Below are 13,864 nucleotides of genomic sequence, written 5' to 3'. Positions count from 1 at the left end.
TATAATGTATTGAATTAATTTGTTTTTTAAGTAATACTCAATTTAAGCTACTTTCAGGAATAGAGAATCTTTTATTCTCTTTATTTCTCCATCTTTCCATAACCAGATAATAGGTTCTTTAGATTTTGCTTTTTGTAGATCAATTCTATTTTCAATACTTATAGGATTAAATTCTGTTTTTGCCTCAAATTGTTTATCTCTGATTGCCTGATTGATAACAATACTTCCATCCTTTCCAGATATTGATCTATGAAAAGTACCTATAGGTATTTGTAGTGCACCCATGAATCTATTGAGATAAATTATGTGATGGGGTTCATCCCAAAGAGGATTTAATAGCGTGAAAATCCTATCTCCCTCAATTACGAGATTATTATCTGTTTGATGATAATGTACATAATATTGCTCGAAGCTATTTAAATCAGGGGGGGAAGTTGCTCCTCCTCTATGAATAACGACGTCACTACCATTTGATTCTTCAACACTGGCATCTAAAAAAGTTACTTCAGGAGTCTCTCGAAAAATATTAACCGGTACAAAATTGAGTTTCATTAAAAATTTTATTTGTACCAAATATTACGTGAATAAATCTATCTAACTGTATTAATTGATTCACTTTTATCGAATTAATTATCTTTTAGGTAAGAGTAAGGGTATTTAAATATACTAAAAGTCATCAAATATGCTTTGTTTTATTTAGCTCACAAAGCAATTAATGATACATAAGATTATAAAAAATATTTATAAATTTAATTACATAAAGCTATTAAGTTATGAGTAAATCAGACATTAAAAATAAAAAACTCTTGGTTGACTTGATGGTCAAAACCTTTAAATCTCTCCCTGAAACAGCGATTACTTTTTCGAACATAAAAAAAAATTAAACTCATAACTTACGATACCTTTTTGAGATACTTTGCTAGCGGATTGTTTTTACTATCTCATGGCCTTTTGGTTTTAGATCATCTAGGAATAGGAGCAGCTCTTCATGGCCTTGGTGAAGTATTTTTTGCTCCTTGGGCTATTAAGCAGAAAGCATGGGACTTGGTTTTTATAGCTTTTTTATTTGGTGCATTTGATCTTTGGGGAACTTTGAAATTAGGATTTAATTAGTAAATTTATTAAATTAATAATCTTTTTTTTTTAATAGAGGGAGGTCAAAACCCTTCCCAGTAGCGCTGACCTCCCTACAGAAAACTTTGGAACGGGTTTTCTGATAAAATAGTTATAGGTAATTTAGTTGAATAAGTTAAGACTTAATTGATACAGAATTAAAAATCTATTAAAAATTAAAGCAAGTTATGAATTTATTTGCTTAAAGCTTAATTAGTATAAATTTTTTTTCGCTTAACTTTCTTTAACTCATGCATACCTTCTATTTGTTGGTAAACAGATTGAAGTTGGTTGCAAATATGCTCAGTATTCTCTACTTTGTATAATCTAAGTAGCATCTTCTCTATTTGCTCTTTGCATTCTAGAAAGACATGGCAATCTATTGTCCCCGGCTCATATTGCATGTTTAACTTGAAAAGAGTTAAATTTTGAGCTATTGATTAAATTAAAACTGTATTGATTGATTCAATATTTTAATTAACTATTCTATTATTTAGTTTATAAATAATAGAATTCAAATATATAATTAAAAACTATATTTAACTAATGGAAAGACTTTTTTCTAATTCTTTCTCAACCCATTTCAGCTTTCATGGCTTCATGGATTCTCTTACTCATGATTTCATGACCACAATACTGCAAGTGCACTTCTTGAGAGCTTTTAGCAGATTTGTTTTGAGAGTACTTAAGTCCTCTGTAAGTTAGTTCAGTCATTAGAAAAATTGTCATTGTTCAAGTCCCCGTTCCATGGCTTGAATCTAACTGCGACTCGAATAGAGCTGAACGTCTGTAGATAATACACAATTCATTCTCAATCTGTTGAAGTTTCTTCAAAAATTATTATCAATTTAGATCAGAAACTTTTTGTCTTTTCAAGCATAAAGTCTGATTGGGTAAAAATTATTGCTGATGGACTCTATGGACAGATGGAGCAATCTTGTCTCTACCTTGAAAAAATAATTGTTTAAGAATATTTTTTCTATTAATTAACTTGCCAGTCTGGAAATGTATGAGTCTCTTGAACCTGCATTTATCCAACCAGTTGCAATTGTTTTGGAATGAATTTTGTTGACTCTGCCTCTATGTATATGTGTCAATCCAGCAGGGAAAATAACTAATTTTCCTCGTTCAGCTGTCTCATGATATTCCTGCCAGTGGAATTCTGTACCTCCAGATTCGACATCATTGCAATAGAGAATCCAGGCTAAAACTCTATGAACCGGTTCGGTTGCTTCTTCGCTAATCGTCCAGTCACAGTGCCATTTCTTAAATCCTTCTCCAGGAGCGTATCGTTGTATGTTGAAAATTGGATTGACAAATAGTGATTGTTCTGGGGAGCACTCATTAAAGAGAGGACGATCTTGGAGGTATTTTTTAAGCCCAGCATCGACTCCTCTTACAATGACCTCAGAGAGTGCAAATGCTTCTGGGTCAGTACGATCTATGGCTACAAGGCTGATATCAGTAGAAATTTTTGCAGGATCTGAATCATTATTTGATCCATTGCTGAAGGCGATTCCATTGCGATGCAAGTCTGTGCGACGATCGAAAAATGACATCACACCATCTGCAACAGATTCAAAACCTTTATTTCTATAACTAGCTATTAAATTCATGGAATTTTTTTAAGGGTTTTTCGATCTCTGGATACTTTAAATCCCTTGAAAGTACTAATTCAATAAAAATCCTATAGGGACTTTTGCCCTCTTTTAGTGCGCTAGGGGTTGTGTTTGATTTAGATGAAGTTGTTTTATTAAAAGGCTATACATTAAGCTACAGCTTTGTCTTTAAGAGATCTTAAGTATCTCTTTCTTTGACCGCTACCTTCAACTTCAAAATGCCAAGTAGGTTGTTTGTTGTCGGTTTTTTTTAAGTTAACGCCAGAATTGTTTGAGCTTAACTTCTTCTTAATCTGTGTGTTCATGGGCTTATTAAAGCACATTCTCTAATTCTTTATGGTTCGGTCGTTACTTTCTCTTCTCGTAAATAGATAATAAAAAAGAGGCCCACTTGAACCTCTCCTTGAAATTTAAAACAATTTTGACCTTAACTATGCAATTCCTCGGTTCTTATAAGGGTCATCTCTGAAAGGCTGTGCCTCAAAACTTGGAGGTGAGTTATCTTTATAGGGATGAAATAGAGCATTTCCCATCGAAATGAGTAATTCTTGAAGCCAAAGAATTGTTTTTTTCATTGAGTCCTCTAGTGGGATATAACCATATATAAGTTATGTGGAATATTTATACATCAGTAAAAACTCCTCTTGTTGGGTTTTTAATTTTCTAGCCAATAGCAATCGAGTAGCTCTCGAGAAACTATTGGAAATAAGAAATTTTGACCTTATCCGAATCCTTGAGGTGACGTTTTCGTCCGAACCTTAAACTCCCAAACCGTAATTCCTCCGTTTGCATTTATTGCAGCCAAGGCAGTGTCATCAGGGTGCCAAGCGATTTGGCTTACAAGGTCACCGGCAAATGCACCACCAACTGGATCACCCTGACCATCTTTTTGGAGAAACCAAGAAAAAACTGAACCATCTCTCGAGCCAGAAGCTAAAAGCATCCCGCTGTGTGAGAAAGCAAGACATGAAATGGGTTCCGTATGAAGCATTAACTCTCCTGGTACAGTTCCCTCAGGACCATCGCCTTGAAAACTCCAAACCGTCACGCGATCACTACCCCCAGTAGCAAGGACTGTGCCGGTTTGATCAAAAGCTAGGTGACTTGGTTTACCTGGGTAGCCTGTCATCTCTGAATCTTGATCAGTTGAACGACGCCAGAAATGAACAGAATTATCTTGGCTGCCGCATGCCACTATGTCTCCATCTGGACTAAGCACCATAGATACTAGTGAGCCTCGCCATTCCAACTTTTGATTGATCTTGTCATTTACTACATCAAAAAAAGTGACTTGGCCATAGCATGCTGTTGCTAATTCATTTGAATTAGACCAAGCAATCGCGCTGACAGTACTGGGATGCTCCTCTGATCGCCAATGTTCTTGACCTTTATCATCAAAAACATAGACGTATTTAGTAAAAACTACAGCTAAAAATTTTCCGTCTGGGGACCACTTGATGTGCTCAACCCATCCTTTCCCAAGTTCCAAAGTTTTAGTTGACGTACCCTTTTGGCTTTCCCATATATTTACATGTCCATCTTGGCCAGCAGTTGCAAAAGTCTTTCCATTTGGATGTATAGACATTGCGAGTAAGCCACCTTTATGTATGTCTTTTATTTGCCAAATGAGCTTTCCAGATATTCCCTCAAATGCATAAAGCCCACCAGCGACATCACCTACTAAAAAAGTTTTACCTTGTAGTGCCCAGCCGCAGACAATCGCGTAGTCGTTAGCTTGAGCAGACCAACATTCATGAAGCATTCCCTTGGGACTAAATGCTTCTATACCAGACATTTATCAAACTCCTTGATCATTTCTGCTTCATCAAGATTTCTACCGATAAAGACGAGTTGGTTACGGCGAGGTTCATTGCCCCATTCTTTATCAGGTTGTGCTGTGAAGAGCATGTGTACTCCTTGAAAAACTATTCGCTTAGATTCACCCGCATAACTAATGAAACCTTTAGTGCGAAATATATCTACACCTTTCTCAGACAAAAGTCGACTTAGCCATCTATTGAGTTTCTCCGGATCGACATCACCCTCTCGCTCGATAGCGAATGAACCTACTTCGTCATCGTGTTCGTGTTCAGCTACCCAAACCCTCTCAGCTATTGGAGAAATTGTAGAGATGTTCTGATCATTATCTATCTCGTCTGTAGAAGGAGTATTTACTTTCGTTAATTTCATATTAAATTCTTCGGCTGTATGTTGCGTGAATAGACCTATATCCCTTGCCTTATCAACATCTATGAAGAAGGACTTAGTCCCTTCGGATTGAAGTTGAAGGTTCACATGCTTGCCGACTGGAACCAAATCCCCTGGATTCATAAGTTGTTCTTGTTCTGCGTAGAGTCTCACGCATGATTCAGCACCTGTGTTAAGAGCTGTCTCGTCTTTACCTTGGTCTAATAACTGGACGAGAGACATTGTGGGGTCTGGACCTTCTTCGAGCGTAAGTTCATAGCGACCTTTTTCAAGTGAAAAAACACCTGTCCACTCAAATGGGTATTCTGGTTCAAGAAAAGTTGGACGACGCTGAAGTACTTGATCTAGATCAAAAGCACTTAGATTTAGCACAGTATCAATTGAGACGTCTGCTTGTTTACTACGTATGACACGAGCCATACGATTCATATCGCGTAGCCGTGATTCTAAGTTGTCGAGTGATTCATCTGAAACTAGATCGGTTTTATTTAGGACAAGGACGTCAGCAAAGGCAACTTGCTCCGAACTCTCATCACTTCGACCAAGTTGTTGCTCTATATGGGCTGCATCAACAAGTGTGACTATTCCATCAAGTGAAAACTCCTCACGGATTTCATCGTCCATAAAGAATGTCTGAGCAACAGGACCAGGATCAGCAAGGCCAGTAGTTTCAACTAATACATAGTCAAATTTGTCTCGCCTCTTCATGAGGTTTCCAAGTACACGAATAAGATCACCACGAACGGTGCAGCAAATGCAACCATTGGACATCTCGAAGACCTCTTCATCAGCATTGATGACTAATCCTTGATCAATGCCAACTTCACCATATTCATTCTCAATAACAGCTATTTTTTTACCGTGCTCTTCGCTCAGGATTCGATTGAGTAGGGTTGTTTTGCCAGATCCTAGAAAACCAGTCAATATTGTAACCGGTACTTTTTGCGTGTTGCTCATTTTCTTTAATTAACGATGGGAACAATGAGTGCTATCAAGAGAAATATCAGTTAGCCAATTCTTTTGGATACCCAACAATTCAAGTGATTTTAATTCAAAGTCATCAAGCTCATGATAATTGTAAGGAACTTTTAGTCTTACTGTAAGCTTGCTATTCTCTTTTTTCAGCGAATGATTTGAAAATTGAAGTTCTTTTAGATTGTCATCAAAATCAGTTGCGACAGTAAGTTTTAATATCTTATCTTTATCCCATGGTGGTTTATCCATGAAACTTGCCTGGTCTTCCCAGTGTTGTTTGTAAACTTTATATCCTTTAGTTGGAAACATTTTTTTCAAACCCGTCTACATTTTTAAATGTAGACGGGTTTGTCTCTGTAAAAATTAAGGATTAGTTAAAGAATTCCATTTCCCCTCAAGTTCATCGCCCTCTTGCTCATCACATTCTCCACCAAGTGAATTAACAATTGTGCAGGTGTTATGTACAGCAACTGAAACAGTATTCCCTGTTGGCATTAGACCGTCAACATAGATTTGATTTGATGCGATAGGAGTGGAAGTTTGTCTACTGAGGTTTCTCAATAGCTTTGAAGGAGGCTTTTGCTCAGCGAATAAAACTTTCACGTTTTCTTCTTTAAGCTCAGCTAATACAGTTGAAATAGTTTGAGGCCTAAGGCTGGATGAATCACCAAGAAAATCTAGTAGGCTCATGGTCTTCAATCCAAATGCATCTCCATAATATTCCATGGCTTTGTGCTTAGAAACCATCGTCCTTTGATCAGAAGGAATAGTAGCTATTTGTTCTTGAGTCCATTGATCTAGATCTTTCAAAATGGAATTTACAGATTGAGTTCTTTCTTTTAAAACTTTTTTAGTTTCTCTATCAAAGAATGAAATCTTTTTGTTGATATTTTTAGAAATTACATTTCCCATCTTGATGATGTTATGTGGATCATGCCAAATATGAGGATCTAAGCCTCCATGGTCATGGTGATGATGATCTCCTTCATCTGGTACTTGGGAAATCGGTTCCACATCGTCGCCTGAAACATCTTTAAAGAAATGTTCATCGGCTTCAAACTCAAACGGCATATGCTCAGTAAAGAAAGCGTATTTACCAGATTTTTTGATTTCTACAGTAAATGTTGTGATGTCTTTCTTTTCATTAAATGTAAGAAGGTAGGCTTTGTCCTGCGCAATAAGTTTGTCATTATTGCGCTTAACTTCTGAATTTTTGGATCCTAATAATTCTTTAGCAAGCTCTTCTGATGCTTCAATATCACCAGACTTAAGAATAACCATTTTCATCGCAGGATCAGCATAGTCTCCATCAACTTTGGCGAAAGACCATTTGTAGACTCCTGCGGAAAGATCAAAAACACCAGCCCATTCAAAAGCTCCCTCTCCATGGGCATCGTCATGATCATCGTGGTCGTCATGATCATCATGCTTAGCAGCTGAATGATCGTCATGATCATCGTGGTCGTCATGATCATCATGCTTAGCAGCTGAATGATCGTCATGATCATCGTGGTCGTCATGATCGTCTATTTCTATTGCACTTACACCAACGACAACAGTTAAAGGATTATCCAACCATTTTTTAATTGCAGGGGTCATCTCTGAACCAAGAGTAAATACTTGATTCGCACTTTTTAGTGTTTGAGCTTGCCTTGGAGTGATCTTGACATCATGAACATCTTGCTTTCTGTCAATTAAGCAGGTCACGGGCGTAGAGGGTGGTGCAATCGCAGATACAACATCGCAAACCAATGGCTCTACAGCAACAATTGATTTTGTATTTGCTTGCGCTGTCTGATTGATTCCAGAAAATAAAAATGCTCCAGCAACAAGAGAACTTTTGAGAACTGTTTTATTGATTATGGGTTTAACCTTTTTGGACTGATTTGAAAAATTCAACGTTAAAAACACAAAGCGTATCTAAAACGATAATCATTTTCATTTGGTCTTGGCAAGTATATTATGTTTCTTGTCAGCAAATCCTCTAATTAATGCCTAGCTTGATTGCTGAAAATTTGACATATTCTTATTCAAGTAAAATTAAACCTGCTTTAAGCAAGGTTTCTCTAAAGCTTGAGCAAGGTACTTTGACTGCTCTTGTTGGTCCGAATGGTGCTGGTAAGTCCACATTATTAAGCTTGCTGCAAGGGAGTAGTAAACCGAATCAAGGGGAAATTACTGTTGATGGGAAACCATTGCGAAATAATCGATCTCAAGTGGCTTTAATGCCTCAGAGGGGGAAGCTCAATTGGAATTTTCCAATTACTGTTGAAGGATTAGTTTCTTTGGGCCGAGTCAATCATTCGAAATCGACTTGTTGTGAATTAGAAGCGGCTCTTCAACGTGTTGGAATATCTCATTTAGCAAAAAGGAGACTTGATGCTCTGTCTGGTGGACAGCAACAAAGAGCATTACTTGCAAAAACATTAATGAATCCAGCCAAAATTTTTCTTCTTGATGAACCTTGCTCCGCCTTTGATCCTCCGGCTAAAGAAGATTTCCTGTTAATTATTCGTCAGCTAGCCGATTCGGGGTTCACGGTTTTTGTTAGTAGTCACGACTGGGGAACATCTTTAAATGCCTATGACAAGGTTGTTGCTTTAGATAAAATTATTTTGGCTTCTGGTAGCCCTCAGGAAGTTCAAGAAAAACTTAGTTCAATTAATTATTTGAGGTGGAAGTTATAGGTTTGATTCATATTCAAATACTCTTATCCAGCATTCAATTGCTGAGAACAAGTTTGGCAGAGACCAAAGTACTCAAGAGTATGAAACAAAAGCTCAAAGTTTTTAGAGGTGTTTTTCGACAGATCCATCATTTTGACCGGACATCCCTTCAAGCGTGTGGTTTCTCCACAGCTTACGCAAGTTAAATGATGTATATCTCTTTCAACGGGCGCATAAAGAACCTCACCGTTGGGAAGATGTCTGGAACGAATCAAACCTTGCTTTACTAGTGCTTGCAGGTTTCGATAGACCGTGGTCAGTCCCATTGCCTTTTCACCATTATGAAGTTGTCTATGCAGCTCTTGCCCGCTCAATTCATCAGTACAGTTCTTGAGTTCATTGAGCAGTTGTTGTTGTCGTTTAGTGATTTCAGGCTTGCTTGTACTCATTAGCAAGATCTTAACTTGATCTCTCTTACTGACCATACTGAATCATTGGCTTAATGTCTTTTTTCAATACAAATTGGTGGATAATTCCTCTTTTGATAACTTCCTTTTCAGGAATACTTTGCCCTGCTATGGGAACTGTATTGATCACTCACAAAAGGCTTCTTCAAGTCAATTTAATTTCACATTGTGTTTTGCCAGGACTTGCCTTGGCTATGGCGCTTGGGATTGACCCATCTATTGGAGGTGTCTTAAGCGGATTAGTGGGAGCTATTGCAGCAGAGAGTTTGACAAATAAGAAAAATCAAAATTATGAAGCTGTAATGAATACAATTCTTGCTGGTTCGATGGGACTTGGAGTTTTGCTTATACCTTTACTTGGAATCAGGATTGATTTAGAGGCTGTTTTGTTTGGAGATTTATTAACTGCAAATTTGAGCGATTTATTAAGAACTTTGATTGCGTTCTCGGCATTCATTTGCTTAATGCTTTTTGGGTACGACAAGCTTGTTCATATTGGTTTAGACCCAGAAGGAGCTGCCTCAAGTGGAGTTAATGTGTCTTTTTTAAATTTAGCTCTGGGATTTACCACTGCACTTGTCATTGTGAGCTCAATGTCAGCAGTCGGGGTCATCCTTGTGATTGCGTTACTCTCAACTCCAACTTTGTTGGGTTTACAGAAAGCTAGCTCTCTATGGGTTGCGATGGTTAGATCTTCCATATTTGGATTAGTTTTATCGATCATTGGTTTTTCGTTCTCTATGTTTATGAATTTGCCTCCAGGCCCACTTATTAGTGTTCTTTGTGTAATTTCATTGATCTTGCTTCCAAGGAGTAATTAGAATTGAATACAAAATTTTCATAATTTTTTTGGCTATATTTGATGAGACTCTATGAATCTAGAATTAGATCAAGAAATCTGAAAATAACAACGATTTGATTTTAGTTTGAATAAAATAGAACAAGTTGATCTCTAATTCGTCCTTTTATTGATTGAATCATGAAGAGAACGCAACTTAATGTAAGTATTGATCCAAAACTCTTAGAAAAGATTAAAGAGAGTGCCAGGATTTCTGGTAAATCATTGGTTGGTTTTGTCTCTGATTGTTTTGTTAATCAAATAGAGAACCTTCCTGTTGAATCGATAGATTCTAGATTTCAAACAATTGAACAAAGGCTTCAATTAATTGAAAATAATCTTCAATTGCCAGCACTTAAAGCTCAAAGAACTCAACCTTTTACATCTCAAGAATTAGAAAATTTTAATGAATTTATCAAAGCTGTTTTTAAAAAAGAATTAAAAAGAAAGGGATATAGATCAATGAAAGAGGCATGGAATGATTTTATAAACCATATAAATTGTTTTGAACAATGGGATGAGACATGTTCTTTTAGACTTAAAGAGTCTCTTTTTATTGAACATGCTGATCCTTTAACAAGCGAAGAAATTAATCACCTCAAAGAAGGAGACGTATGTCCTCAACCAATCCGAACAGGGATTATTAATTGGATCAACAATTCAGATAGAGGAGAATGTTGTTGCTCCGATAAAGAGTTCCCTTCACAGCAGCAAATTTGCGAAAAGGGGCCAATTTTAGTTGAAGATATATATTCTTAGACCAATTAAGATCACTTTTCGAAAGTTAATTAAATCCTAATTTGTTAAAAAACAGGGAGATGAATTGAGTCGTTTGTAGATATATTGCCAAGGATTTTAAACCGCAACTTTAAATTCTTTATTACTTCTAGATTAGTTAGGGTTGATATGGATTGCACAAGGCATCCATAATTTACCCATCTTATGGACCCCATTGCATCCGATCTTTTTGGCTTCGCTCTCTGCCTGAGCTTTAGTTGGATATGCATATATATTTTTTGAAGACGAAGAATTAGAGCGATTGATTGACTCCTGAATAGCATTGTTTTCTGGACTCCATACCTTTAGACCCATGGTTGTTATTCCGGCAGAAAATATTCCCATTCCTACTATTGAGGCATTTATTACTCCCATGGCTACAGCACCAATAGAAACGACACCCATGGGAACAATTCCAATGCTAACAATACCCATGGGAACAATTCCAATGGAAATGAATCCAAGTGGTGCTATGCCAAATGCAATTTTTTTTGGTTTGCTTCCACAATGCGAAGGTGCTTCGATATCTTTTTGATTTGTACTATTTTTGGTTGTCATTTATTGTTCGAAAATCTAGTGATGATGGTGATGTTCATTGTTGGACTTGTTATGTTCTTTATCCTCATGAGCAGAATGACTTTTGCAAGGCATCCATTTGTCACCCATTTTATGAGCTCCAGTGCAATTGAACTCCTTGGCTGCTTTTTCGGCTTCTATTTTTGTCTCAAAAAGAGAGGGAGTACCTTTTGTTTGAGAATTATCTGAACATCCTATTAGTGAAAATGATATAGAAAGAATAATTGTAGAGAGAATAGGCTTGAATTTGTTCATTTATCTATTTTTGGCTAGTAAACCTAGTCTTTAGACTAATTAAGCCTAGAGCTTTGTCATTGAATCTTTCAGACAATCTAGAACAGATAAGTAATTAAACAATCCAACTATTCTTTATCTCTTCTTTTTGAGACTAGATTTTGATGGAAATTAGTTCTAAGTTTCTTCCTGGCAAAGACTAAAAATACGATTCTTTGTATCAAAAAGCACACATTCTATACCTTTAACAAGCCTGAGAAGCTAGTTTCACGAGACATGAATAGCTTTACTAGTTTTACTAGTCTTATAAGGTCTATGAGACTCTTTGCTCAATTAATCTCAATCCCTGCTGTCTTAGGCTTCATAACTCCAATTGCTGTTCAAGCAGGAGGTGAAAAGCACCAAGGTCATCATGATCACCATGGTAGTCATATGAATATGGGAGATTCATACCCCTCAACTATGTTTATGGGTAAAACGACTTTTGTTTTGGGTGGAGTAGATGGCGTGAGCGATTCTGGAATGGGTGGAATGGGTGGAATGGGCGGAATGTCTCCTTCTGACGAAAAGGATGGAACAGTTTTTCATTACGATACAAAGTTAATGTTTATGACCAGTTTCACAGGTCAAGACATGCTTAAAACTGCTGTTCGCATTGGCAATTTTGGCATGATGGAACCCTTTGGAATGATGGGTGAGGCAAGATTAGATACTGCTTTCAGTAGTAGTGATTCGTTGGAACTTCATAAGGCTTATTATCAGTTCCCTGTTGGAGATGATATTCAAGTAACTTTTGGTCCCAAGCTCCGCCAAGATGATTTGCTTGGAGTTTGGCCTAGTGCTTACCCAAGTGATGGAGTTTTGTTTGTCTTGAATCAGGCAGGTGCGAATGATACTTATTCCAAGAAGATGGGTGCGGGCGCTGGAATTACTTGGTCCTATGAAAAATTAGTTGCCTCTGCACTTTTCGTTTCAGAAGACGCGTCAAACTCTTCGATTGGCTTTTTAGCTGATGAAGGTAAAGACCACATCACTACTCAGTTGGCATGGGTTGATGAGAGATATACTCTTGCAGCTGCATTCACACAGTCTGACAACGGGAGAACTGACAATTCTCCTGATATTAACGACTACTCCTCTTTCGGGGTCAGTGGTAGCTATCAATTTGGAGACGACTACAGCTTGAGTGGAGGAATAGGATGGAAGAATCCTGAAAACGATGATAGTCCTGATACTTCTATGAATAAAGTTGAAGATGGAAAGACATGGTCTATTGGATTTTTATGGAATAACGCCTTGATTGAAGGCAATAAGTTTGGTTTTGGTATTGGAACAGCAGAAACTCATAGAAATGACAGTGGTTATGACGATCCTTTAGCTTGGGAAGCTTTTTACGATTTTAAAGTTAGCGATAGTCTCACAGTCACCCCAGCGATCTTTGTTATCGAGAAAGATGGTAAAGAGGAAGTAAATGGGGCTTTGGTGAAAACCACTTTTAACTTCTAGATCTAAAGCCTCGTGAGTATTGAGGGTTTTCTTCTATGTCAGTTGATAGTTTTTTAAAACTTTCTAATAATTTTTACCGAAATTGGATTGTTGCTTAACAAGTTCGAAGAACTCCTGCTTCAAGCTTGCATCATGGCGAAAATCACCCCTAACGATTGAGTTGATCATGCTGGTTTCAGGCTCTTTGACTCCGCGCCATTTCATACAATAATGTTGAGCTTTAACAAGTATCGCTAGACCTTTGGGTTCGCATAATCGCTCTATTTCATCAGCAAGAATCATGACAGCTTCTTCTTGAATATGTGGCCTAGAAAAGACCCAATCAGCTACTCTTGCAAATTTAGATATCCCAATAACTTTTTCTCCAGGTTTTATTCCTATCCAGCAGTCTCCAAGAATTGGAACAAAGTGATGAGAACATGCAGAACGAACAGTTATTGGTCCAAGTGTATAGATCTCATCTAAATTCCTATCGTTAGGAAAATTAGTAACTTTAGGTTGAGGGTGATATCTGCCTTTAAATACTTCATTTAGATACATTCTAGAAACGCGTTCTGCAGTTTCTTGAGTGTTGTGGTCATTATCAACATCAATCAATAAAGTTTTCAGCAAATCTCTAACTCTGGTGGCAACTTCTCTTTCTAGAGTTTCTAGTTCTCCTGGCTGAATGAAATCAGAAATATTATCATTTGCATGGAATCTAGCTCCTTTTGCTTGTATACGTTCGCGAATTATTTCTGAGACTAATTTGCAAGAAATTTGATCTTTTAAATTATCCTTAATATTCTCATTGGGAGCAGTAGAAGTCATAACCTTTGTTTGTAAGGGTAAAAACCGATGACATACATTTAGAGCGCTAAGACCCTAACATATTAAGATCACTTT

Annotated in this window: 18 protein-coding genes; 5 read left to right on the top strand and 13 right to left on the bottom strand. The window is 37.1% G+C overall.

Annotated features, from left to right (window positions below):
• Positions 1–42: 42 nt before the first annotated feature.
• Positions 43–552 (bottom strand): hypothetical protein, encoded by a 510-nt coding sequence (locus PMN2A_RS08450; RefSeq protein WP_011295387.1) that lies wholly within the window; start codon positions 550–552, stop codon positions 43–45.
• A 354-nt stretch (positions 553–906) separates the two neighbouring features.
• Between PMN2A_RS08450 and PMN2A_RS08445 the strand changes: the two genes are divergently transcribed.
• Positions 907–1,113, top strand: coding sequence for a hypothetical protein (locus PMN2A_RS08445; protein WP_011295386.1), 207 nt, complete (start codon positions 907–909; stop codon positions 1,111–1,113).
• Between the two features lie 573 nt (positions 1,114–1,686).
• Here the strand turns inward: PMN2A_RS08445 and PMN2A_RS10885 are convergent.
• From PMN2A_RS10885 to PMN2A_RS08415, 8 genes are all read right to left on the bottom strand, one after another.
• A complete protein-coding gene (locus PMN2A_RS10885; RefSeq protein ID WP_187146447.1) occupies positions 1,687–1,827 on the bottom strand; it encodes a hypothetical protein in 141 nt (46 codons plus the stop codon).
• Positions 1,828–2,099: 272 nt separating this feature from the next.
• On the bottom strand, positions 2,100–2,729 hold the full coding sequence (locus tag PMN2A_RS08435; RefSeq protein WP_011295384.1) for a 2OG-Fe(II) oxygenase: 630 nt from the start codon (positions 2,727–2,729) through the stop codon (positions 2,100–2,102).
• 152 nt (positions 2,730–2,881) lie between these two features.
• Entirely contained in the window at positions 2,882–3,037 is a 156-nt protein-coding gene (locus PMN2A_RS10880; protein ID WP_187146446.1) for a hypothetical protein, read from the bottom strand.
• 126 nt (positions 3,038–3,163) lie between these two features.
• The gene (locus PMN2A_RS10875) at positions 3,164–3,307 is read right to left on the bottom strand and encodes a hypothetical protein (protein WP_011295192.1); all 144 of its coding nucleotides are present in this window, start codon (positions 3,305–3,307) and stop codon (positions 3,164–3,166) included.
• A gap of 146 nt (positions 3,308–3,453) precedes the next feature.
• On the bottom strand, positions 3,454–4,527 hold the full coding sequence (locus PMN2A_RS08430; protein ID WP_011295383.1) for a WD40 repeat domain-containing protein: 1,074 nt from the start codon (positions 4,525–4,527) through the stop codon (positions 3,454–3,456).
• Positions 4,515–5,897, bottom strand: a complete 1,383-nt coding sequence (locus PMN2A_RS08425) for a CobW family GTP-binding protein (protein WP_011295382.1) — start codon at positions 5,895–5,897, stop codon at positions 4,515–4,517. The genes PMN2A_RS08430 and PMN2A_RS08425 overlap by 13 nt, the downstream gene beginning before the upstream one ends.
• Before the next feature lie 9 nt (positions 5,898–5,906).
• Entirely contained in the window at positions 5,907–6,224 is a 318-nt protein-coding gene (locus PMN2A_RS08420; RefSeq protein ID WP_011295381.1) for a hypothetical protein, read from the bottom strand.
• 54 nt (positions 6,225–6,278) lie between these two features.
• Entirely contained in the window at positions 6,279–7,814 is a 1,536-nt protein-coding gene (locus PMN2A_RS08415; RefSeq protein WP_144043292.1) for a metal ABC transporter solute-binding protein, Zn/Mn family, read from the bottom strand.
• Between the two features lie 92 nt (positions 7,815–7,906).
• Between PMN2A_RS08415 and PMN2A_RS08410 the strand changes: the two genes are divergently transcribed.
• Entirely contained in the window at positions 7,907–8,602 is a 696-nt protein-coding gene (locus PMN2A_RS08410; RefSeq protein ID WP_011295379.1) for an ABC transporter ATP-binding protein, read from the top strand.
• Between the two features lie 23 nt (positions 8,603–8,625).
• Here the strand turns inward: PMN2A_RS08410 and PMN2A_RS08405 are convergent, their stop codons facing one another.
• Entirely contained in the window at positions 8,626–9,030 is a 405-nt protein-coding gene (locus PMN2A_RS08405) for a Fur family transcriptional regulator (RefSeq protein WP_041711277.1), read from the bottom strand.
• Positions 9,031–9,083: 53 nt separating this feature from the next.
• Between PMN2A_RS08405 and PMN2A_RS08400 the strand changes: the two genes are divergently transcribed.
• Together PMN2A_RS08400 and PMN2A_RS08395 are read left to right on the top strand one after the other, a co-directional pair.
• The gene (locus PMN2A_RS08400; protein ID WP_011295377.1) at positions 9,084–9,869 is read left to right on the top strand and encodes a metal ABC transporter permease; all 786 of its coding nucleotides are present in this window, start codon (positions 9,084–9,086) and stop codon (positions 9,867–9,869) included.
• Between the two features lie 158 nt (positions 9,870–10,027).
• Positions 10,028–10,645 carry a hypothetical protein gene (locus PMN2A_RS08395; protein WP_011295376.1) on the top strand — a complete coding sequence of 206 codons (618 nt, stop codon included), beginning with the start codon at positions 10,028–10,030 and terminating at the stop codon, positions 10,643–10,645.
• A gap of 132 nt (positions 10,646–10,777) precedes the next feature.
• Here PMN2A_RS08395 and PMN2A_RS08390 read toward each other — a convergent pair whose 3' ends face one another.
• Entirely contained in the window at positions 10,778–11,221 is a 444-nt protein-coding gene (locus tag PMN2A_RS08390) for a hypothetical protein (protein WP_011295375.1), read from the bottom strand.
• Positions 11,222–11,236: 15 nt separating this feature from the next.
• A complete protein-coding gene (locus PMN2A_RS08385; RefSeq protein ID WP_011295374.1) occupies positions 11,237–11,494 on the bottom strand; it encodes a DUF3721 domain-containing protein in 258 nt (85 codons plus the stop codon).
• 255 nt (positions 11,495–11,749) lie between these two features.
• On the opposite strand from PMN2A_RS08385, the gene PMN2A_RS08380 reads away from it, so the two are divergent.
• On the top strand, positions 11,750–12,979 hold the full coding sequence (locus PMN2A_RS08380) for a hypothetical protein (RefSeq protein WP_011295373.1): 1,230 nt from the start codon (positions 11,750–11,752) through the stop codon (positions 12,977–12,979).
• Positions 12,980–13,042: 63 nt separating this feature from the next.
• Here the strand turns inward: PMN2A_RS08380 and folE are convergent, their stop codons facing one another.
• Positions 13,043–13,789: a GTP cyclohydrolase I gene (folE, locus tag PMN2A_RS08375; RefSeq protein ID WP_011295372.1), complete on the bottom strand. Its 747-nt coding sequence runs from the start codon at positions 13,787–13,789 to the stop codon at positions 13,043–13,045.
• Positions 13,790–13,864 lie beyond the last annotated feature (75 nt).

This window comes from Prochlorococcus marinus str. NATL2A (assembly GCF_000012465.1).
GTDB classification, from domain to species: domain Bacteria; phylum Cyanobacteriota; class Cyanobacteriia; order PCC-6307; family Cyanobiaceae; genus Prochlorococcus_B; species Prochlorococcus_B marinus_B.
Note: the sequence above shows the minus strand (reverse complement) of the source record. Positions and strands in the feature narration are given on the sequence as shown.